Origin of the sequence: Krasilnikovia cinnamomea (genome assembly GCF_004217545.1) — a bacterium.
Lineage (GTDB): Bacteria > Actinomycetota > Actinomycetes > Mycobacteriales > Micromonosporaceae > Actinoplanes > Actinoplanes cinnamomeus.
On record NZ_SHKY01000001.1, the window covers coordinates 194,547 to 216,392 of the forward strand.

The window sequence follows — 21,846 nt, forward strand, 5'->3', positions numbered from 1 at the left end:
GGCCGCCGCGCACTACCGGGTTGCCGGATCCCGCTAGATCCAGCCGCTTGACGTCTCAGCGACCGCAAGGCCACGCCGGCCGAACCGGCCCGGCGTGGCCCCGCAGCGTTACTCGGTGCCCAGCGCCACGACCGGGCTCACCCGGGCCGCCCGGCGGGCGGGCAGCACCCCGGCCAGCGCGGTGAACGCCACCAGCGCGCCGAACACGGCCAGCAGCTGGAGCACCGGCAGGCGCAGCGGCGCGTTCACGCCGAGGGCCTTGACCGCCAGCCATGCGTACGGCACGCCGAGCAGCAGGCCGAGCACCGCGCCGATGACGCCGTACAGGCCCGATTCGGTGGTGAGCATGGCGCGCAGGCCGCCACGGGTCAGCCCGACGGCGCGCAGCAGCCCCGACTCGCGGGCCCGCTCGACCACGGACAGCGCGACGGTGGTGCCGACCCCGACGACCGCGATGAGTACGGTCAGCCCGATCAGTCCCAGCGCGATCGCCAGCACCGCGTCGATCGCCTCGTTGGCCTCGTCGCGCTGGTCGGCGAGCACGTTCAGGCCGAGCCCCGACCGGTTCTCCATGACCTGGCGCAGCGCCTGCTGCGCGGCCGTACGGCCGTCCTCGCCGGGCTGGGCCGCGTCGGCGAGCAGGCCGGAGGCGAGGGCGGGAGCGCCGAGCTTGTCCAGGTCGCTGCGGTGCAGCAGCACGCTGGAGCCCAGCGGGGCGGAGTCGGGCAGGATCGCCGCCACGGTCAGGGTCAGCCTGTGCTTGCCCTTGCCGGTGCTCACCTCGACGCGGTCACCGAGTTTCACCCCGGCGCCCTCGTTCGCCCAGCCCGACAGGGCGACGGTGCCGGGACGCAGGTCGGCCAGGGACCCCTCGGCGACGTCGATCTTGCTGAGTTCGGGCAGGGCCGCGGGATCGAGGTCGTTGGCGTCGAAGAGTGACGGCGCCGCTCCGACCTGCACCTCGTTGAGCCGCCGGTACGTGGTGACATGCCGCAGCTGCGAGCTGCCGGCAGCCCGGGTGACCAGGTCGGCGGGCAGCGCCGAACCCTCGCCCGCGGTCAGCTCGAAGTCGGCCGGCGCGGAGGAGGCGAGTTCCCGGTCGGCCAGCACCCGCAGCGACGCCCCGCTGACCACCACCCCGGCGATGAGCGTGACCCCGAGCGCCACCACCACGGCGACCGCGGCGGCGCGGCGGGTGGCGCCGCCGACCCCGCCCACGGCGAGCCGGCCGACCGGGCCGAGGCGGCGCAGCGGCAGGCCGACGACGGCCAGCACCGGGCGCATCAGCACCGGGCCGAGCGCGATCAGCGCGAAGTACGCCAGGGCGCCGGAGAAGACGATGGCCAGCAGCATCAGGTCGGGCTGGTAGTCCTTGGTGTCGCGGCCGGGCAGGTTGGTCGCGACGTACCCGGCGGACAGGGCGGCCCCGGTGCCCAGCAGCAGGCCGAACACCCAGCGCAGCTTGCCGATGCCGTGCTTGCCCGCGGTGGTGGCCGCCGCCCGCAGCGCCTCCAGGGGCGCCACCCGCGACGCCGAGGCCGCCGGCGCGATGACCGCCAGCAGCGTGACGACCACGGCCAGGGCCACCACGCCGAGCGCGGGCAGCACGGGCACGCCGGGACCGGCCACGGTGATGTCGAACAGCCGCAGGATGGGCGGCACGGCGGAGCCCACGGCCAGTGCCCCGAGCACCCCGGCGACGCCCGCGGCCAGGCCGGTCAGCACCCCCTCGGCGGCCAGCGCCCGCACGATGGCACCTCGCCCGGCACCGACGGCGCGCAGCAGTGCGAGCTGGCGCATCCGCTGGGCGAACACGATCCGGAAGGTCGACGCGGCGACGAGTCCGGCGGCGACCACCGCGATGGCGATGAACATGCCCACGACCGCGAACAGCGCGTTCAGGTCGGCGGCGGCCCGGTTCGCCTCCTCGAGGCGCACGTCGGCGCCGTTGCGGACCTCGGGGGCCTGCTTGCCGCCGGTCGCGGCGATGGCGGTCCGGACGGCGTCGGCGTCGGCGCCCGCGTCCAGCCGTACGTCGATCTGCTGGAGGGTGTCGCCGCCGGTCAGGGCGGTGACGCTGCTCTGCGGCGCGTACGCGACAGAGCCGTAGTCGTCGGCGGGCGCGACGATGCCGACGACCTGGAGCTGGACGGTCCTGTCCTTGTCGTCGCCGCCGAAGACTTTCAGCCCGAGCCGGGTGCCGACGGGCAGACTCATCCGGCTGGCGGTGCGCGGGGTCACCGCGATCTCGTTCGGCGCGGCCGGGTAGCGGCCCTGAGTGACGCGGACGACGGACAGCGGGCCGGTGCCCGGATCGCCGGTCACGCCGAGGTACTGGCCGCCGATCTCGCCGCCGGTCTCGACCCGGCCGACCGCCTCGGCCACCCCCGGCACCGCCTTGATCTTGCCGAGCTGGGTGGTGGTGACCGGGACGGCGTTCTCCGTGTCGGGGCTGTCGACCACCAGGTCCACGGCCTCCGGCGTGCCGCTGAGGGTGTCCAGGGCGGTGCGCAGGGTGATCTGCTGGGCGAGGACGGTGGCATACACCACGAACGACGCCACCAGCATGGCCAGACCGGTCAGCAGCAGCCGGGCGGGCCGGCGGGCCGCCCCGCCGAGCTGGGTACGCAGCACCGGGCTCATCGGGCGCTGCCCAGCGACTGCAGGGCCTCGGCGACGCTGGCGCGGTCCGGGCGGTCGATCTCCCCGGCCACCCGGCCGTCGGCCAGCAGCACGACCCGGTCCGCGTACGCGGCGGCGGCCGGGTCGTGGGTCACCATCACCACGGTCTGCCCGAGCTCGCGCACCGAGTTGCGCAGGAACGCCAGCACCTCGGCGCCCGAACGGGAGTCCAGGTTGCCGGTCGGTTCGTCGGCGAAGACCACCTCCGGCCGCGACACCAGGGCCCGGGCCAGCGCGACCCGCTGCTGCTGCCCGCCGGACAGTTCGCTGGGCCGGTGGTTGAGGCGCCCGGCGATGCCGAGCACCTCGACCAGGTGCTGCAGCAGGCCCCGCTCGGCGCGGCGCCCCGCCAGGTCGAGCGGCAGGGTGATGTTCTGCTCGGCGGTCAGCTGGGGCAGCAGGTTGAACGACTGGAAGACGAAGCCGATCCGCTCGCGGCGCACCTTGGTGAGCACCCGGTCGGGCTGGGTGGTCAGGTCCGTGCCGCCGAGCAGCGCGCGCCCGGAGGTGGCGGTGTCCAGGCCGGCCAGGCAGTGCATGAGGGTGGACTTGCCGGAGCCGGACGGCCCCATGATGGCGGTGAACGCGGCCCGGGCGAAACCCACGGTGACGCCGTCGAGCGCCCGTACGGCCGTGTCGCCGCTGCCGTAGACCTTGACCAGGTCGACGGCCGCCACCGCGGAGTTGGTGGTGTCCGCCGGCATCGGCGCGGCGGCCGGGAACTGCGTTCTCATCGTGGGTCCTCTTCGGTCGGGGTCGAAAGCTGGACAGAATCCTGTTCGACGCCGATCAACGCCCGCATCGGCCCGCAGCCGGGACCTGAGACGGCACCGGCTCTGCCTTTCGGCCGATGAAGGGTCCGTTCGGCGCCCACTACGCTGGGTCACGATGTTGACGCAACAAAACCGGAACCTGCTGTTCCGCCTCGGCCAGCTCGCCCTGCTGGGCCTGATGGCGCTGCTCGGGCTGGTCGATCTGCAGGCGGGCATGGCGGGCGCCGGTGGCGTGGTCCTCCTGCAGGTGCTGGCCGCCATGGCGACCGCCGTGGTGTGGCTGCCCCGGCACCAGCAGGGCTCGACACGTCTGCCGAAAGTCGCACTCCTGGTGGCCGGGTTTTCGCTGGTCGTGACGGTCCTGGTCGTGCTGACCGGCCCGACCGACGGCAGCTTCGGCATCGCCGAGGCGCTGGGCCTGCTCGGCATGCTGTACGTGGTGTGCCGCCGCGCCGAGGCGCAGCTGGCGGTGGCCGCCGTGGTGACCACGGTGGTCGCGGTGGGTCTGCTGCCGGTGCGCGGCGGGCTCACCCCCGAGTACGTCATCGCCGGGCTGATGCTGGCCCTGGTGTCGACGGCGGCGATCGGCGGCGGGGTGTACCTGCGCACGATCGAGTCGACCCGGCAACGGGCGATGGACGCCGTACGGGCGGAGCAGCGCGCCGAGTTCGCCCGGGACCTGCACGACTTCATCGCCCACCACGTGACCGGCATCGTGGTCCAGGCGCAGGGGGCCCGGTTCATCGCCGAGCAGGATCCGCAGCGGGTGCTGCTGGCGCTGGAACAGATCGAGCAGGCGGGCGCGGAGACGATGGCGTCGATGCGGCGCATGGTCGGGGTGCTGCGCGACCCGGACGCGCACCCGGACGCGCCGCTGGCGCCGCTGGCCGGGGTGCACGAGCTGGGCCCGCTGCTGGAGCAGTTCAGCTCCTCCGGCGGCACGCTGGCCCGGCTGCACGTGGACGGGGACATCGGGGGGCTGCCGGTGGAGGTGTCGACCTCGGCGTACCGGGTGGTGATGGAGGCGCTGACGAACATCCGCCAGCACGCGCGGGGGGCGCGGGTGGCGGACGTGTGGATCCGGCGTACCCCGGAGTGGTTGTTGGTCCGGGTGGCCAACGACGGCGCGGCCCCCCGGCCCACCGCGCCCCGCGAGCGCCCGGGGTACGGTCTCGTGGGCCTGACGGAACGGGTCCGCGCGGTCGGCGGGCGCATCACCGCCGGGCCGGGCATCGACGGCGGCTGGGTGGTCGACGCGGCCCTGCCGGTGGTTCAGGAGGTGACGCAGTGATCCGCGTACTGATCGCCGACGACCAGGCCATGGTCCGCACGGGCTTCGGGATGATCATCGGAGCGCAGCCGGACATGGAGGTGGTCGGTGAGGCCGCCGACGGGGTCGAGGCCGTCGCGCTGGCCCGCCGTCTCAAGCCGGACGTCGCCCTGTTCGACATCCGGATGCCGAAGATGGACGGCCTGGAGGCGCTGCGCCTGCTGGCCGGGCCGGGGGTCGCGGAGCCGGTCAAGGTGGTCGTCGTCACGACCTTCGACCTCGATGAGTACGTGCACACCGCGCTGCGCAACGGGGCATGCGGTTTCCTGCTCAAGGACTCCGGCCCCGCGCTGCTCGTGGAGGCGGTGCGCGCGGCGGTGTCGGGTGACGCGCTGATCAGCCCGTCGATCACGGTACGGCTGCTGGAGCATCTGAGCCCGCCCGCGCCCACCGGCGACGACGGCGGGCTTTCTCCGCGCGAGCTGGACGTGGTGAAGCTGGCCGCGCGTGGTCTGACCAATGCGGAGATCGCTACGCAGCTGTTCATCTCCGTCGGGACGGTCAAGACCCATCTGGGCAGTGTGCAGACGAAGTTGGGTGCCCGGAACCGGGTGGAGATCGCCGCGTGGGTGTGGGAGCGCCGCCTGGTGGGCTGAGCCCGCCTACAGTGTGATCCAGTACCGGCGGATCCGGCCCAGCTCGGTGTCGTCCTCGACGATCCACCACTAGGTGCAGTGCACCCGACCCGGTTCGGGCTCCACGGCCGGGTCGGCGGAGCGGCGCAGCCGGTCCACCCAGGCGGCGAAGCCAGCCGGCGAATCGACATCGTCCTCGGCGTGCAGGCCGGAGCCGTCCTGGTGCACCCCGCGCCCCCACTCGTCGCGCGCGGCCAGCCAGGCGTCATGCAGGCGGGTGGTGGGGCTGATCAGCTCGGGCATGCCGCCGACGCTAACGGCGCCGCTTCGCGGACGGCAGCGATTTAGCGCTCCACGGCGGGGGTTACGGCTCGGACGCGGCGTCGAGGCGGGCGAGGATGCGCCGGGCCATGTCGCCGAGCTGCTCCAGCTCACGGTCGCTCAGGGCGTCGAGGATCAGCGTACGGACGGCCTCGACGTGCCCGGGTGCGCTGGCCACGACCTTGTCCCATCCCGCGTCGGTGAGCACCGCGTTGGTGTACCGACCGTCCTCGGGGCAGGCCGTCCGGGTCACCCAGCCCCGGCTCTCCAGGCGCTTGACGACGTGCGAGAGCCGGGACAGCGAGCCGTTGGCGAGGGCGGCGAGGGCGCTCATCCGGCGGGTCCGGCCGGGCGCCTCGGAGAGGCTGGCCAGCACCAGGTACTCGAAGTGGCTGAGGCCGGAGTCGCGCTGCATCTGGGTGTCCAGCGCGGCGGGCAGGCGCAGCAGCAGGCCTCCGACCGGCAGCCAGGAGCCGAGTTCGGCGTGGTCGAGCCAGCGTGGCGGGTCGGCGGGGGCAGCGCTCACCCCTCCAGTGTAGGGCGCTCTTGAAGCTTCAAGTTCACCCGATCGGGTCACGCCACGAGCTGGAGCATCTGCCGGATCTCCTCCTGGCGGGTCTGGGTGATGGCCGCGGCGAGGTCACGGGCGGGCGGGTAGCCGCCACCCGCGGACTCCATCCGGCTGACCGCGACGCAGTTGTGCAGATGGCCGATGAGCAGCGTCAGTGCGGTCCGGTCCAGGTCGGCAGGCCGGGATCCGCGCAGTTCCGCCAGGTCGGCGGCCCGCAGCGAGTGCGGGTCACCGTGCCCGGCATGCGCACCCTCGGCCGGGTCCGCGGTGAGCGGCTGCTGCCAGCGCAGTAGCCAGTGCCGCATGGTCTCGGACTCGGCACGCCACTCGGCGCGCAGCCGGGCGGCGAGGGCCCGCACCCGCGGGTCTTCGGCGCGCTGCTCGGCGACCGCCGCGACCTGATCACCCTGATCCGCGTACGCGAGGCTCATCTGCAAAAACATCACGTCGGTGGCGTTGCCGGCAGTCGGCGCGGGGGCCGGTGCCGGGGCGGCCGGGCGACATCCCGTGAGCACGAGGAAGGTCAGCATGATGGCGCCGAGGACACGCAAGCCCGGCGGCGGTCGCCCGGCGGGGCGGGTCCACGCCCGTGGCCGTGGCCCCGCCCCGCCGCGGCGTGGGATCAGATGCGTTCCCACAGCGCCGGGGCGTTCGGCGGTTCCCAGCCGGCCAGGGCGGTGTGCGCCTGGCGGCACCGGTACGACGCCCCGCCGTACGTGACGACGGCCCCGACCGCGTACGCCGTGCCCGCGGCCCACGTGCCGCCGGCCGGCGGCGTGGTGGTGGGCGGGGTCGTCGGCGAGGTGGTCGGCGTCGTCGGCGGGGGCGTGGTGGGCGGCGGGGTGCTGCCGCCACCGATGTTGAGGTCCACGCAGGAGTAGAAGGCGTTGACCGTGTCGGCGATGTTCCACCGCGCGAGCACGGTCTGTCGCCCACTGAAGCCCTTCATGTTCACCGTGTGCGTGGCGGTCGCACCGGGCTGCGCTCCCCCGCCGCTGAACGAGGCCAGCAACGTGTTGCCGATGAAGTACTCCCAGTTGCTGGTGGCGTGCCGGGCGGTGAACACCCAGTTGAACGTCACGCTCTGTCCGACCGAGGCGGCGGGCCAGTTCCTGCTGTTGTCGTTGAGGACGGCGAACCGCGCGCCGCCGCCGTTGCACTGCATCGAGCCCTTGGGGGCCTCGACGCTCTGGGGTTCGTAGATGATGTCGCCGCAGTTGGTCACGGCGCCGCTGGCGCAGTTGGCCTGCCGGCTGGGCGGCGACGAGACGTAGCCGTGCGCGGCGGCGGGTGCCACCGCGACGAAGAACGACGCGACGACCGCGCCGATGGTCAACAGGGGTAGGGCGATCCGGCGTCTCATGAAGTGCTCCTCGAGCGTGGGGGGATGGGCTGCTTCATGGGTCGGCGGGCCGGGCGTGGGGGCGCCCGGCCCACCGCGGGTGGGTGAGGGACGGGTTCTTCACATCGACGTGCGGCGATTGGAGACGCCGTCCTCGAGGTGTGCGCACAAACATAAGTTAAACAGTGTTAACAGTAAAGAGACTTAACCAAGATTTTCGATACAACGATGCCCCGCAGGTAGAGCGGCATCATCGTCGAGCTCGGACGGTCCACACCGGAACAGCGGACGATTGCGGGAGTTCACAATTGACGGACCTACGGGCGAGCGGCCGCGCTGCCGGTCCCCTGCGCCGCCGCACACCTGGGGCCGGGGCTGAAGGAACCGGTCAGAGCGTACGTTCCCGGCTCGCGGACCCGCAGCGTGCTCCAGCCGTCGGCACCGGGGGTCAGGCAGGCCGACGGCCCGCGCACGCTGAGCCATCGCGACCAGGCGATCCGGACCAGGACGTCACCCCGGGTCGGCGCGAACACGGCGAGCTCCGCGTCGGTGGACGACAGGAGCGTCGCGCCCTCGACGACTGCCGGGGGCCCGTCCACCCGGAACAGGGTCCATCCGTCGCCGTGCCAGACCTGCCTCAGGTACGGCGGACGCTGACGGACCAGCCGCGCCTCCTGCATGCCGAACGAGCCGTGTGGACCCTCCGAGATCGCCACCAGGGAGACACCCTTGCCCTGAAGCCAGCGCCGATACCCCTCCGAGGTCAGGCGAGGCTCGAAGAACAACCCGTTGCGGGCGATGTCGGCCTGCCGGAGCCAGCCGCGGGCCAGCGGGACCTCGCCGGCGAGCCGGGCGCTCTCCCAGTAGGCACGGGTGGGTACGACCTCGATCCGGCCGACCGGGGCGAACCGTCGTACCTGCGCGATCAGCGATTCGTACCGGCCGGGCGACGCCATCGGGTCACCGGCGTGGCTGAACTCGCGCAACGCCACGGGATGCTGCCAGGCCGCCACCGCGACGAGCATCGCGGTCAGCCCCAGGGCGGGCCGCCGCAGCCGGGGGCGGACCCAGCGCGGGCGGGCCCAGCGCGGCGGGATCACATGGGCGGCGAGCACGGCGAGGGCGAACGTGGCGGAGAGCCGTCCGGCGTTGAGTCCGACCGGGGTCTGCAGGACCGCGGCGGCCACCACCCCGGCCGCGGACAGCAGCGCGCCCACCCGGATCACCGGCTGCGCCACCAGCACCGCGACGAGCAGGCTCACCGTGGCGGAGCGCAGCGTGTCGGACGGAATATGGTTCATCGGGCCGGCCGAACCGAACAACGCCGACACGGCTCCGATGGCCAGCCCCGCTCCGGCCGCCAGCAGGAAGCCCTCCGGGCGGCGCCTGCGGGACGCCAGCAGCAGCGCGGCGCCGGCAAGGCCGCAGAACAGTCCGGCCACCGGGCTGGTGGCGGCGGTGAGGACGCCGCCGACGACCGCGCCGGCCCGGCGTACGCCGGTGTGCCGCGCGGTCATCACGAGCAGGGTCGCCAGGCCGACGGCCAGACCGGCCGTGAACGTGATCCGGCCGGAGACCAGGTTGCCGACGATGCCGACCACGCCGACCACGCCGCCCAGCACGGGCCGTCTCGCGCCGGTGCGCACCAGAAGTGCGGCGAGCAGCACCGCCGCGACGACGGCCGCGATCGCACCCAGCCAGCGGGCTCCGGAGATACCACCGCCCAGCCACGCCATCAGCGGCGGCGTCACCAGGCTGTACTGGTACGGCGAGCCGCCCCCGTACCAGCCGAGGTCGAGGACGGCCGGGCCGTGCCGGGCCCAGAAGTCGGCCCGCGCCACCTGCGCCGCCAGATCCACCCCCATCGGCGGTGCGAGCAGCCACAGAATCGTCGCGAGCAGTGCCGTGCCCGCGGTCGCGAGCACCGGTCGCCGCAACGGTTCGCCGCCGGAGCCGGCGTTCAGCAAACCGCGGACGGCCGTACGCAGCGCATTCAGGTTCCGGACTTCCGCTCGGCCGGCCGCGCGAAGCAGGCACGTACGTTGCCCACGCTCTCGCCTCCGACGAAGTCCATCGGCGCGGCAGCGGTGGGTTTCACCGTGCGCGGATCCGCGTCGAAGTTGATCATCCAGTAGTAGATGCCGCCGAGGTCGCGCCGGCGCATCAGCTCGCAGGTGGCGTCGAACCAGCGCTGCTGGATCCGGGGGACGAGCGGGCCGTTCGGCGCCGTCGAGAACGGCTTCTTGTACGCACCCCGGCGGGCACCGATGGCCACCTCGGCGAGCACCAGCTCGGGCGTGGCGCCGACGGTGTTCGCCTCCAGCCAGGCGTCCAGCGCGGCGGTGAGCTGCGCAACGGTCGCGCTGTCCGGCAGGTTCACCGGCGGGTACGCGTCGACCGACTTCACCACACCGCTGATCGGCATCGAACCAGGCAGCCGGTCGTGGTTGGCCGAGTAGCCGAGCTCCCCTCGGAAGACCTGGGCGGCGGCCTTGGTCACCCGGCTCCATCGCCGGTCGCGTTCCATCGAGTTCAGCTCCGTGGCCACGATGATGCTGGCCGCGCCGAAGGTCTGTGCCGGCTTGGCGTACTTCGAGATCATGGCCGCATAGCTGGCGAACCACTCGTCCCGGTCGGCCGGGGCGATGGTGCCACGCCACGCCTTGGGATCCTTGGCGGTGAGGTTCTTCTCGCTGAGGATCGGACGCAGGGCGGCTCGCAGCCTGCGCGCGCGGGCCTCCTCGAGGACAATGCCGATCTGGCCGGCCGTCGGGGTCATCGGACCGTCGTCGTTGATCCTGCTGCTGGTGATGCCGGACATCGTGAACGGGTATGACAAGGACACCGAGTTCGCGCCCGTGGAGACCACCCAGTCGAGAATCCTGCGCGCCTTCGCCCGCACCGTCTGGTCACTGTCCTTGGTGTTCCGCTCCCAGTAGACGGCGATGCCGTACTGGCGCATGCCTGCCCGCCAGGGCCGCGCCACCGGCTTCGGCGGCGGCTCCTGAGTGCCGCCGGACGCCGTAGGCGCCCCCGGCCGGCTGGGATCGTATGCATGGATCCGCGACAGCGGATCGTCCTCGCCACTGCAGGCGCTCAGCATCGTGCCGAGCATGACCACCGAGACGAGGCGGGCCAGTCCGCGCGACCTCATGCCGGCTTCGCGATCACGACGAAGGTGTTCTCGGTACGGCGCAGGTAGCGGTACAGGCCACGCAGGCCGCCAATGCCTTCCATGAGGGCGAAGACCGGGATCAGTGCGATCACCACGAGGCCCTCCCACCAGGTGCGCCGGCCACGCTGGGACACGGCGACGTTCATCCGCAGCCCCTCCCAGTAGAGCCAGACGGCATAGGCCATGTTCAGCGCCCAGATCGGCAGGACCGCCAGGGTGATCGGCACGGTGTCGACGGATCCCAGCGCGGCGCCCAGCAGCAGCACGAAGCCGATGTGCCCGAACGGGCCGATCATCCACGACAGCACCGAGTACCCGATGAACAGCCGGTCGCGCAGCGGAACATTCGCGTTGAACGCCAGCCCGACCAGGCCCCACGCCCAGCGTTCCCGCTGCTTGAGGAAGTCGCGCACGCTGGCCGGCGACGCGCCGTAGCAGCGGCCGGGGAACCATGCGCTGCGGCCCGGGTGCAGCCGGCTGAAGATGAGGGCAAACTGCGCGTCCTCCACGATGGCGTCCGGGCCGAAGTCCCAACCGATCTGCGCCTCGACGGAGGCACGGACGAGCAGGAGTTCCCCGTGCACACCCGCAAGCGGAGTGCCGTTGCCGGTGAACGCGGAGAACGTGGTGACGTCGGCGACCGGTCGCAGCGCATCGGCCAGCCAGGTCAGCCGGTTCCGCGCGTTCTCCCGGGGGTAGGTCAGGATGCCCTGCGCGAGGTGCTTGCCGTCGGCGCCCGCAGCCCGCTGCCGGCGGATGAAGTTGGCCATCGAGACCGCGGTGTCCAGGCCGACCCCGGTGTCGTCGTCCATGTGCAGGATCCACACGTCGTCGCGGTCCTCGTGCTGGGCCAGCCGCAGCTCGTGCACGTAGTGGTTGGCGCGCGACTTGAACCGGGTGCCGTTCGGCGTGCGGTAGCTGCGGGGCACCGTGACGACGCGGATGTAGCGGCTGACCGCGCCGAGCTCGGCGATGCTTTCCGCGGCCTCGCAGCCCTCCTCGATGACGACGTCGACGCGGAGCCGGGGGAAGCACTCCGGGAGATAGGTGATGTAGGACCGGACCGCCCGCTCCAGCGCCGGGTAGGTGTCGTGGCGGCCGATGGTGGGCACGACCACGACCAGCCGGTCCGGGCACGGAGCCGCGACGTCGTCCGCGGGGGCGTTGGTCAGGCGCCGCCGGGTGATCCAGGCGCCCCACAGGCCCACCAGGGTGCCGATGATCGGGTAGGTCCAGAGCACCGTGACGATCGGCCCGAGCGGCCCGGTGGACTGCACGCTCTGCGCCAGCGTGGCGGCGAGGACGATCGGGAACGTCACGAAGAGGATCCAGAACCGCGGACGCCATGCGTCGTGTCGCCGCGCCATGCGACTCGCCGAGGCGCTCACCGGCAACCGGGTCGCCGGCAGGACGCTCGTCTCGGACGGAGCCGGCATCCGGATGATCTCGGTCATGGCGTCGAGGAGCGCAGGCCGGCCCGAGCGGGGCGGGGCCGTCGCAGGCGGTTGCGGTGCGCCCACCGGCGGGCGGTCCGCCTGCGGATGCCGTCCCTGCCGGTTCATCGCAGGCGCCGCCGTGCGCTGCGGCACGGCCCGCTGCGGCACGGCCCGCTGCGGCACGGGACGCTGCGGCACGGCCCGCTGCGGCACGGCCGGCGGCGGCGTCACGCGCGGCGGCATGCCCGCAGCCGGTACCGGGCTCTGCGGCGCGGCCCGCGGCGGCGGCACGACCCGAGTCGGCGGCACGGGACGCGGCGGCACGCTTCCGGACGGCGCCGGGCTCTGCGGTGCCGCCCGCCCCCGGGCTGGGACGGGCGGATCGGCCGGGCGTGGCGCCGCCTGGCGCGGCACGGGCATGCGGACGGTCGGCGGTTCGGTCGTGTGTGTCATCAACTTCCCCCGTTGCGTTGCAGTAGAGCGATGGTCAGCCCGGTCGTCTGCCAGGCGCCGGCGATCGTGTAGTCCCGACGCAGGACGGTGGTCTTCGTGCCGTCGAGTTCGGCGATCGGGTCGGGGTAGATGCCCAGGCGCAGCACCCAGATCCGTCGGGTCGTGCCCAGACAGCGCGCCACGTCGGCACACTCGCTCGCCACCATGTAACCGGCGGTCCGCATCGGACGCTGGACCAGAAGGTCCTTGGGGCGGCGCTCGGCCGGCAGGTAGTGCGCGATGATGTCGCGGTTGAGCACGCCCGGTCCACGGTCGGTCAGGCCGTACACGATGCCGTCGCCCGGCCGGAAGTCCCGGTTGATCAGCGCGACCGCGGCCTTGGTGTCCTGCAGCCGCTCGGCGGGCGTGCGCACCTCACGCTGGCCGGGAATGGCCGCGGCGGCCAGGCAGGCGCTGACCGCGAGCACCACCACGGTGCCACGGCGCTCCAGTGCGGTCGCCACCAGCAGGACCCAGCCGATAACGGTGAACAGAATGTAGCGTTGCTGCCACAGCGGAATCATCGTGCCGACGGCGAGCAGGGTGGCCGTCGGAATCAGCGCCACGGCACCGCCGACGATCGACGCGCGCTGACGGCCAAGCCCCACCAGACCGATGATGAGAACGGCACCGGTCAGCAGAGCGGAACCGAAGAATGACTGGACGTAGTGTTCCATCGCACCCCATGGGTCCTTTTCGATCCAGCTGGTCTGGGCGCTCTGCCGACGGCCGAGAACCACCAACGGAAGGACCGGGATGATGCCGAGAACAGCGGTACGAATCCACCGCCACAGCATCGGGCGCTGCAGGATCCACACGGCCAGTCCGTGCGCCACGACGAGCAGTCCCCCGATGAGGTGCACATAGCAGAGGACCGTGAGGCACAGCGCGTATGCCAGGCCATTCGGGAACGTGCGGCCGTCCAGCAGGCGCACCAACAGCAGCGTCGCGACGGCGGCGAAGAACACGGCCATCGCGTACGGGCGCGCCTCCTGCGCAAAGCGGGCGGTCACCGGCAGTACGGCGAACAGCAGCCCGGCGACCAACCCACCCCGGGCACTGAGCAGCCGGGTGCCGATCCGGCCGACCACGGCCGCGGCGCCGGCCATCGCGAGCACGGACGGCACACGCAGGGCCAGGTCCGAGTCGCCGAACACGGCGCACCACAGGTGCATGAACACGTAGTACGCACCCAACGTGGCGTCGGTGCCGCCGAGCTGGCGCCACGTCTCCGGCCACGAGACCCCGGTCATCCCCCAGGTGGCCAGCTCGTCCGCCCAGAGCCCGGGACCGGTGATCCCGACGCTGGCAGCCGCCATCGTGACGATTGCCGGCACGACCCACGCCACGGCCCGCCACGCCGGGCTGCCGGTGATTGCGGCCTCGCCTGAATTCGGCGGCTGCGCCGGAATCGCGACGGCACCCGCATCGGGGCGCCGCGGCACCGGGATGTAGACATCGCCGTTCGCGCCGGCAATCGGCAGGGAGGTCGTGTTCACAGGAGCGGAAGCATAAGGGATGTCGGCAAACTTGAATAGATCACTGTGACGCGAAGTATGCGCGTAACACACGCGCCACAAAACGATGACGCAGCCGAGCCGTGATCGTGGCTGGGAGCCGACCGGAAACCGTCCGTGGCACCACGCCCGATCCATCCGAAATGCACACCGGCAAAGGCGCCCGGTCCAGGTCATGCGGACCGGGACGCGCGGTTCCGCCACGTCGGCGGCCCGCAGTGAGTGCGGTCACCCTGCCCGGTCCGCCGAATCCGCGGTGAGCGGCTGCCGCCAGCCCAGCAACCAGTGCCGCATGGTCTCGGACTCGGCACGCCACTCGGTGCGCAGCCGGGCGGCGAGCGCCCACCCCCGCGGGTCCTCGGCGGGCTGCTGCCGCCACAGTCGATGTTGAGGTCCACACAGGAGTAGAGGGCGTTGACCGTGTCGGCGTTGTTCCACCGCGCGAGCACGGTCTGTCGCCCACTGAATCCCTTATGTTCACCGTGTGCGTGGTGGTGACACCGGGCTGCGCTCCCCCGCCGCTGGACGAGTCCAGCAACGTGCCGCCGATGAAGTACTCCGAGTTACTGGTGGCATGCCGGGCTAAAGCGATGTTAATCAAGATTTTCGATGGCTGTCCCTCCCAGGTCGGAGCCATTTCGTGCCACGACAGCCCACGCTGGTCCGAGAGAGCGCGTTCACCATTGGGTCGAGCCGGGGCAGGCGGCGAAGACCGACGACGACGTACTGGCGTGGGCAGCGCGAAACAACCGGTGCGTCGTCACGGAGAACGTCGGCGACTTCGCGCGCCTGGCCCAGCAGGGATCCGGTCACGCCGGGATCAGGTTCGTGTCGAGCCGGCGTTTTCCCCGCACGGCTTCCGGGCTGCACCGGCTCGAGAAGGCCCTCGACGAGCTGCTGGCGGCGCATGAACTGCCGGGCCGGGACGACGTCGTCTGGCTGCGATGAGTGGGACCGCCGCGCCGCGACGGCGCTCGGCTTTCCAAGCCCGGCCGACGGCGTCACGTGGATGGCATGATCTGGTCCCATGACCGAGTCCGCCGATCTTCTCGCCGGCGTCGACGACGTGCCGTGGGGGCGGATGAGCCATGCCTACGGCGCCGCGACCACCATGCCGGAGCGGTTGCGCGAACTCGTCGACACCGATCCGGCCGTGCGCGAGGGCGCGCTGGATTTCCTGTACGGCGCCGTGCACCACCAGGGCGACGTGTACGACTGCACGGTGGCGGCGGTCCCGTTCCTGCTGCGCATGGTGGCCGACCGGCGGCGACCGGGACGGGCCGACCTGGTGGAGCTGTTGGCCAGCATCGGCAACGCCAGGTACGCCGGCACCCTGACCGACGCCGAGGCGCGGGCCAACCGGGCGGTGTCCGCCGCGTACCGAATGTGGCTTGGGCTGCTGACCGACCACGTGCCGGCGGTCCGCGCGGCCACCTGCACCGCCCTGCTCGCCTGCCGGGATCACGCGGGCGAGGTGCACAGCGCGCTCCGGAAGCGCTTCACCGAGGAAGCCGACGCGCGGACCCGGACGGCCATCGTCGGTGCCGTCGCGGAGCTCGCCCGGCGCAGCGGTGCCGGCGCCGAAACCGGGGCCTGGCTCGCCGAGGTGCCCATCACCGACCCGGACCCGGGAGTGCGCGTGGCGGCGCTGACGCAGGCGATCGCGTTGACGCCGCTCGGCGGGCCGCCGGTGACCGTGGCGGATTCGCTCACGCTGCTGACCCAGCTCGGCACCGCACCGCGGCGCCGGGTCAACCTGGGCGACGAGGTACTGGGCCTGAGCCACTCGATGGGAGACCAGGTCGGGGCGCGCATCGATCTGCTGACCGCGCTGTTGAGCTCGCCCGAGCGCAAGTACCGGTTGAGCGCCCTGGCCCCCGCCCGTTACCTGGTCGAGGGGTGGCGTGCGGACTTCGCGCCCCTGGTCGGCCTGGTCGGCGACGAGGTCACGCGCGGACCAGCTTCCTGCCGGGCGGCAGCCGTCGAGGTGCTCGAACGGATGGATGTCCTGGCGGCTCCGGCGGCCGACGCGCTCGTCGGCGCGCTCGAACGCTCCGACCGGATGGTCGGTCAGGCCGCGATGAACAAGAAGGCGCCGTGGGTGGTCGCGTTCGACTCCGGCTCGACGGGCATCGGTCCCGCGTTGCGGGCGCTGGTCGGCACGGGTGACCTACGTGCGGTTCCCATGCTCGCCTGGGCGCTCGAGGTGGAGAACCTGCCTCGTGACGTGGGCGAGTACGTGGGCCGGCTCGGCGAGGGTGCCGCGGAACTCGTGCCGTTGATCGTCCGGCGCTGGCGGGAGCTACCGGTCGGCGACCGCCGTCGGCACGATCTGGTCGGCGCGCTCGGCCGGATCGGTTCCGCGGCTGCCGTGGCCACCCCGGACCTGCTGGCCGCGCCGCTCGACCGGGGCAGCATCGGGGCGTTGGCCGGATTCGGGCCGGCGGCGCGGGAAGCGCGGGGGCAGTTGCGGGACGCCGCCGCGACCGGGCCCCGGATCGACGCGATCGCCGCCGCGCGGGCGAGCTGGCGAGTGTGCGCCGACGACGCGGCGGCGAGGACGGTGCTCGCCCGGTTCCGCGACGACGAGTACGCCCGCCGTGACCTGGCGTCGCTCATCGCCGAGGTCGGCGCTCCCCTGGCCGACTTCGCGCCCTACCTACGCGACCTGCTCCGGCAGGACGACGTCTGGTTGCAGGAGCCCGCCGCCCAGGCCCTGTGGTGTGCGGCCGGTGACGGCGCCGCGACCATGCCCGTGCTGGAGCGGCTGTGGCGGACGAACCCGCTCAGCCGCCGGGTCGCCGCGACGGTGTGGGCGCAGATGGGACCGGACGCCGCGACGGCCCGTCCCCTGTTGCTGGCCGAGCTGCGCCGCAGCCGCCGCCACACGGCGGCCGACAACGCCCGCAGCCTCACCGGCGTGCGCGACGACGAGGAGCTGCTGACCCTGTGCCGGGCGGCCCTGCACGCGACCCGGTAGGTGGCTGCCGCCGTCAGCGGTGCGGCGACGAGCGCCGGCCGGACGCCCGGCTAGCTGACGGAGCGGCGCTGGAGGAACTCGTACACGTCCTGGGCGTCGACGCCGGGGAAGGTGCCCGGCGGCAGCGCGGCCAGCAGGTGGGCGTGCACCCGGGCGCTCGGCCAGGCGTGCCCGGCCCAGCGGGCCACCAGCTCCGCGGGGGGCCGCCGGCAGCACTGCGGGTCGGGGCAGGTCGAGACGGTACGCCGGGTGGTGTCGCCGCCACGGAACCAGCGCGCGTGCTCGTACGGCGTGCCCACGGTCACGGAGAACTCCCCCGAGCGGGTCGACTCGATGTGCACCGTGCACCAGTACGTCCCCGACACGGTGTCGGTGAACTGGTAGAACGACGAGTACGGGTCTTCGGCCTGGAAGATCGTGCGCGACGCCCACTTGCGGCAGGCGTGCTGGCCCTCGATGGCCCCGGTCACGTCCGACGGGAAACGCACGTTGTCGTTCTCGTACGCCTTGTAGATGGTGCCGCTCTCGTGCACCCGGGTGAAGTGCACCGGGATGCCGAAGTGGTGGGTCACCAGGTTGGTGAAGCGGTGCGCCGCGGTCTCGTACGACACCCCGAACGCGTCGCGGAAGTCGTCGATGGCCAGGGCCTTGTCGGCCTTGGCCGCGGCCAGGAAGTCCGCCGCGAACTTCTCCGGCATGAGTAGCGCCGCGGCGAAGTAGTTCGCCTCGACCCGCTGGCGCAGGAAGTCGCCGAAGTCGGCGGGTTCGGGGTGGCCGAGCACGAAGTGCCCGAGCGTCTGCAGCACGACCGCGCGGGGGTCGTGGCCCTTGCCGCTGGCCACCTGGGGCAGGTAGATACGCCGGTTGCGCAGGTCGGTGATGGACCGGGTGGAGCCGGGCAGGTCGCTGACGTAGCTCAGCGTGAAGCCGAGCTGTTCCGCGATGTCCAGAATGCCCCGCTGGGACAGCGGGCCCGTGGTGTGCCGCACGGACTCCAGGACGCGCGCGGCGGCCTGCTCGATCTCGGGGAAGTAGTTGTCGCGGCGGCGCATGTCGGCGCGCAGCTGCTGGTTGGCCCGGCGGGCCACCTCGGGGGTGGCGCTCTGCTCGGTGAGCAGGCGGGTCAGCTCGCGGTGCAGGCCGATCAGCGACTCCAGGGCGTCCGCGGGCAGCCGCCGGCCGCCGCGCACCACGGGCAGGCCGAGGGCGGCGTACGCGCCCTGGCGCTGGAAGTGGGCCAGCTCGATCTCCAGCCCGGCGCGGCGGCTGGGCGCCTCGGGGCGCAGCAGGTCCTGGACGCCGACCCCGAGGGCGGCGGCGATGGCCTGCAGCACGCTGAGCTTGGGTTCGCGTTTGCCGTTCTCGATGAGCGACAGCTGCGACGGGGCGCGGCCGACGGCGGCGCTGAGCTGGTCGAGGGTCATGCCTTTGGCGCGGCGGAGGTGGCGCAACCGCTGGCCAAGTGTGACGAGATCAACTTGACCGTCGGGGGACGGGGTGGCGGCGAGAGGCGAAGCGGACACGCGTTTCACGCTATCAGAATTTCTTCGCTTCTTCTCCTCACATCGCCCTTCTTCGGGGGTTGCGCGGTGCGCAACAGTCGAGTTCTTCCACCGATCAGCAGGAAGAAACACGGGAAAGGAACCATCTGATGAGCGATCAGTCGACCGAAGTCAGGGGCGGTACCGCCGCGGACCTCACTCGGGCGTGGGCCGGCGATCCGCGTTGGCTTGGCGTGAAGCGCAGCTACACCGCGCAGGACGTGGTGAAGCTGCGGGGCACCGTCCAGGAGCAGCACACCCTGGCCGAGCGGGGCGCCCGCAAGCTGTGGGATCTGCTGCACAACGAGGACTACATCAACGCGCTGGGCGCACTCACCGGCGGCCAGGCGGTCCAGATGGTCCGCGCCGGGCTCAAGGCGATCTACCTGTCCGGCTGGCAGGTGGCCGCGGACGCGAACCTGTCCGGGCACACCTACCCGGACCAGAGCCTCTACCCGGCGAACTCGGTGCCCGCGGTCGTGCGGCGCATCAACAACGCCCTGCTGCGGGCGGACCAGATCGACCACGCCGCGGGTCGCGACGAGCGTGACTGGCTGGCCCCGATCGTGGCCGACGCGGAGGCCGGCTTCGGCGGCCCGCTCAACGCGTTCGAGCTGATGAAGGGCATGATCGCGGCGGGCGCCGCGGGCGTGCACTGGGAGGACCAGCTCGCCTCGGAGAAGAAGTGCGGCCACCTCGGTGGCAAGGTGCTGATCCCGACCGCGCAGCACATCCGTACGCTGAACGCGGCGCGCCTGGCGGCCGACGTGGCCGGCGTGCCGTCGCTCATCATCGCCCGCACCGACGCCCTCGCGGCGGACCTGCTGACCACGGACGTGGACGAGCGCGACAAGCCGTTCGTGACCGGTGAGCGCACCGCCGAGGGCTTCTTCCGGGTCCGCAGCGGCCCCGAGGCCGCCATCGCCCGTGGCCTCGCGTACGCGGACTACTGCGACCTGATCTGGGTCGAGACCGGCACCCCGGACCTGGAGTTCGCGCGGCAGTTCGCCGAGGCGGTGCACAAGGAGCACCCCGGCAAGATGCTGTCGTACAACTGCTCGCCGTCGTTCAACTGGAAGCGCAACCTCGACGACGACACCATCGCCAAGTTCCAGCGCGAGCTGGGCGCGATGGGGTACAAGTTCCAGTTCGTCACGCTGGCCGGCTTCCACGCCCTCAACCACTCGATGTTCGAGCTGGCCAAGGGCTACTCCGAGACCGGCATGAGCGCGTACGTGAAGCTGCAGGAGGCGGAGTTCGCCAACGAGGCGATCGGCTACACCGCCACCAAGCACCAGGCCGAGGTCGGCACCGGGTACTTCGACGCGGTCTCCACCGCGCTGAACCCGGACTCCTCCACCACCGCGCTGTCGGGCTCCACTGAGGAAGAGCAGTTCTGACATGCGTACCCAGGAGGAGATCACGATCACCGGCTCGGCCGAGGGCCGGTACACGGAGATCCTGACTCCGGAGGCGATCGACTTCGTCGTCGCTCTGGATCGCGAGTTCGGCGCGCGCCGGGTCCAGCTTCTGGACCGGCGCCGCCGGCGGCGGGCCACCCGGACCACGGAGCTGGACTTCCTGCCGTCCACGAAGGTCATCCGCGATGACGAGTCGTGGCAGGTGGCCCCGCCGGTGCCGGATCTGACCGACCGCCGGGTCGAGATCACCGGTCCGCCGGAGCGCAAGATGACGGTCAACGCGCTCAACTCCGGTGCCAAGGTGTGGATGGCCGACTTCGAGGACGCCACCGCACCGACCTGGGACAACATCATCACCGGCCAGCTCAACCTCAAGGACGCGCTGGACGGAAAGATCGACTTCACAGCCTCGGACGGCAAGGAGTACCGGGTCGGCGAGACCCTGCCGACCATCATGGTGCGCCCGCGCGGGTGGCACCTGCCGGAGTGCCACGTGCGCATCGGCGGCCGGGCGGTGTCGGCGTCGCTGTTCGACTTCGGGATGTACCTGTTCCACTGCGGACAGAAGCAGCTCGACCGGGGCTCCGGGCCGTACTTCTACCTGCCGAAGCTGGAAAGTCACCTGGAGGCCCGCCTCTGGAACGACGTGTTCGTCTTCGCCCAGGAACGGCTGGGCATCGCCCGCGGCACGATCCGCGCGACGGTGCTCATCGAGACGATCACGGCCGCGTTCGAGATGGAGGAGATCCTCTACGAGCTGCGCGAGCACTCGGCCGGCCTGAACGCGGGCCGGTGGGACTACCTGTTCAGCATGATCAAGAATCGCCCGGACGTGGTCCTGCCGGACCGCGCCCAGGTGACGATGACCGCGCCGTTCATGCGGGCGTACACGGAACTGCTCGTGCGCACCTGCCACCGGCGCGGGGCCCACGCGATCGGCGGCATGGCCGCCGTCGTGCCCAGCCGCGACCCGGTGGCCGCCAAGCGCGCGCTCAACCAGGTCCGGCAGGACAAGCGGCGCGAGGTCGGCGACGGCTTCGACGGCTCGTGGGTGGCCCACCCCGGCCTGGTGGAGACCTGCAAGGAGGTCTTCGACCAGTGGCTCGGCCACGAACCGAACCAGATCGTGCGGCGCCGCGACGACGTTCAGGTCACCGCGGAGCAGTTGCTCGACGTCCGGTTCGGCTCGGTCGCGGTCAGCGAGGTGGCGTTGCGGACGTCGGTCAGTGTCGCGCTGCGCTACGTGGCGGCCTGGCTCGGCGGGCGGGGCGCGGTCGCGCTGAACGGCCTCATGGAGGACGCGGCCACGGCGGAGATCTGCCGGGCCCAGTTGTGGCAGTGGATCGCGCAGGGCACCCCCACCGACTACGGCGTGCCGGTCACGGCGGGCCTGGTGATGCGGTTCCTGCGGGAGGAACTCGACGTGCTCAGCGAGACGGGAGCACTGGACGAGGAGTCGGCGCGGCTGTTCGGCCAGGCGCGCACGCTGCTGACCGTGCTGCTCAGTGAGCGTACGTGTCCGGAGTTCCTGACGCTGCCGGCGTATCTGCGGCACATGGGCGGCGGCGTGGCGACGCCCGCCACCCAGCCCGCGATAGCTGCCTGATCGGTGGCAGCTGCGGCCCGGGGGTGCAAGCCCCCGGGCCGCTTCGCGTGCCCGTCGGGTACCGGACTCCCGCGCCGGACGGGC

17 protein-coding genes are annotated in these 21,846 nt (G+C 72.3%); 6 read left to right on the top strand and 11 right to left on the bottom strand.

Annotated features, from left to right (window positions below; genetic code table 11):
• Positions 1-108 precede the first annotated feature (108 nt).
• Together EV385_RS00775 and EV385_RS00780 are read right to left on the bottom strand one after the other, a co-directional pair.
• On the bottom strand, positions 109-2,643 hold the full coding sequence (locus EV385_RS00775) for an FtsX-like permease family protein (protein ID WP_130507687.1): 2,535 nt from the start codon (positions 2,641-2,643) through the stop codon (positions 109-111).
• Complete coding sequence (locus tag EV385_RS00780; protein WP_130507688.1) at positions 2,640-3,416, bottom strand: ABC transporter ATP-binding protein; 777 nt, start codon at positions 3,414-3,416, stop codon at positions 2,640-2,642. Before EV385_RS00780 ends, EV385_RS00775 begins: the two co-directional genes overlap by 4 nt.
• A 154-nt stretch (positions 3,417-3,570) precedes the next feature.
• Here EV385_RS00780 and EV385_RS00785 point away from each other — a divergent pair, with 154 nt between their 5' ends.
• The gene (locus EV385_RS00785; RefSeq protein ID WP_130507689.1) at positions 3,571-4,746 is read left to right on the top strand and encodes a sensor histidine kinase; all 1,176 of its coding nucleotides are present in this window, start codon (positions 3,571-3,573) and stop codon (positions 4,744-4,746) included.
• Positions 4,743-5,381 (top strand): response regulator, encoded by a 639-nt coding sequence (locus EV385_RS00790; RefSeq protein ID WP_130507690.1) that lies wholly within the window; start codon positions 4,743-4,745, stop codon positions 5,379-5,381. Before EV385_RS00785 ends, EV385_RS00790 begins: the two co-directional genes overlap by 4 nt.
• Positions 5,382-5,450: 69 nt before the next feature.
• Here EV385_RS00790 and EV385_RS00795 read toward each other — a convergent pair whose 3' ends face one another.
• The 8 genes from EV385_RS00795 to EV385_RS00830 all read right to left on the bottom strand — a co-directional run bounded on the left by EV385_RS00795 (position 5,451) and on the right by EV385_RS00830 (position 14,352).
• Positions 5,451-5,663, bottom strand: coding sequence for a hypothetical protein (locus tag EV385_RS00795; RefSeq protein WP_242624626.1), 213 nt, complete (start codon positions 5,661-5,663; stop codon positions 5,451-5,453).
• A gap of 61 nt (positions 5,664-5,724) precedes the next feature.
• Positions 5,725-6,207, bottom strand: coding sequence for a MarR family winged helix-turn-helix transcriptional regulator (locus EV385_RS00800; protein ID WP_130507691.1), 483 nt, complete (start codon positions 6,205-6,207; stop codon positions 5,725-5,727).
• A 47-nt stretch (positions 6,208-6,254) separates the two neighbouring features.
• On the bottom strand, positions 6,255-6,782 hold the full coding sequence (locus EV385_RS00805) for a DUF305 domain-containing protein (protein ID WP_130507692.1): 528 nt from the start codon (positions 6,780-6,782) through the stop codon (positions 6,255-6,257).
• A 92-nt stretch (positions 6,783-6,874) separates the two neighbouring features.
• Positions 6,875-7,615 carry a lytic polysaccharide monooxygenase gene (locus EV385_RS00810; protein WP_130507693.1) on the bottom strand — a complete coding sequence of 247 codons (741 nt, stop codon included), beginning with the start codon at positions 7,613-7,615 and terminating at the stop codon, positions 6,875-6,877.
• A 296-nt stretch (positions 7,616-7,911) separates the two neighbouring features.
• A complete protein-coding gene (locus EV385_RS00815) occupies positions 7,912-9,519 on the bottom strand; it encodes a hypothetical protein (protein WP_207229725.1) in 1,608 nt (535 codons plus the stop codon).
• Positions 9,520-9,587: 68 nt separating this feature from the next.
• Positions 9,588-10,748 (bottom strand): glycoside hydrolase family 113, encoded by a 1,161-nt coding sequence (locus tag EV385_RS00820; protein ID WP_130507694.1) that lies wholly within the window; start codon positions 10,746-10,748, stop codon positions 9,588-9,590.
• The gene (locus tag EV385_RS00825; RefSeq protein WP_207229726.1) at positions 10,745-12,436 is read right to left on the bottom strand and encodes a glycosyltransferase family 2 protein; all 1,692 of its coding nucleotides are present in this window, start codon (positions 12,434-12,436) and stop codon (positions 10,745-10,747) included. Before EV385_RS00825 ends, EV385_RS00820 begins: the two co-directional genes overlap by 4 nt.
• A gap of 221 nt (positions 12,437-12,657) precedes the next feature.
• Entirely contained in the window at positions 12,658-14,352 is a 1,695-nt protein-coding gene (locus EV385_RS00830) for a glycosyltransferase family 39 protein (protein ID WP_165449347.1), read from the bottom strand.
• 471 nt (positions 14,353-14,823) lie between these two features.
• On the opposite strand from EV385_RS00830, the gene EV385_RS35890 reads away from it, so the two are divergent.
• Both EV385_RS35890 and EV385_RS00845 read left to right on the top strand, forming a co-directional pair.
• A complete protein-coding gene (locus tag EV385_RS35890; RefSeq protein ID WP_165449348.1) occupies positions 14,824-15,162 on the top strand; it encodes a DUF5615 family PIN-like protein in 339 nt (112 codons plus the stop codon).
• A gap of 79 nt (positions 15,163-15,241) precedes the next feature.
• Positions 15,242-17,194, top strand: a complete 1,953-nt coding sequence (locus EV385_RS00845) for a hypothetical protein (protein WP_130507696.1) — start codon at positions 15,242-15,244, stop codon at positions 17,192-17,194.
• Between the two features lie 50 nt (positions 17,195-17,244).
• Here EV385_RS00845 and EV385_RS00850 read toward each other — a convergent pair whose 3' ends face one another.
• Positions 17,245-18,717 carry an XRE family transcriptional regulator gene (locus tag EV385_RS00850; RefSeq protein WP_207229727.1) on the bottom strand — a complete coding sequence of 491 codons (1,473 nt, stop codon included), beginning with the start codon at positions 18,715-18,717 and terminating at the stop codon, positions 17,245-17,247.
• Between the two features lie 128 nt (positions 18,718-18,845).
• Between EV385_RS00850 and aceA the strand changes: the two genes are divergently transcribed.
• Both aceA and aceB read left to right on the top strand, forming a co-directional pair.
• Complete coding sequence (aceA, locus tag EV385_RS00855) at positions 18,846-20,135, top strand: isocitrate lyase (protein WP_130507698.1); 1,290 nt, start codon at positions 18,846-18,848, stop codon at positions 20,133-20,135.
• 1 nt (position 20,136) lies between these two features.
• A complete protein-coding gene (aceB, locus tag EV385_RS00860) occupies positions 20,137-21,762 on the top strand; it encodes a malate synthase A (RefSeq protein ID WP_130507699.1) in 1,626 nt (541 codons plus the stop codon).
• The last annotated feature ends 84 nt before the right edge of the window (positions 21,763-21,846 follow it).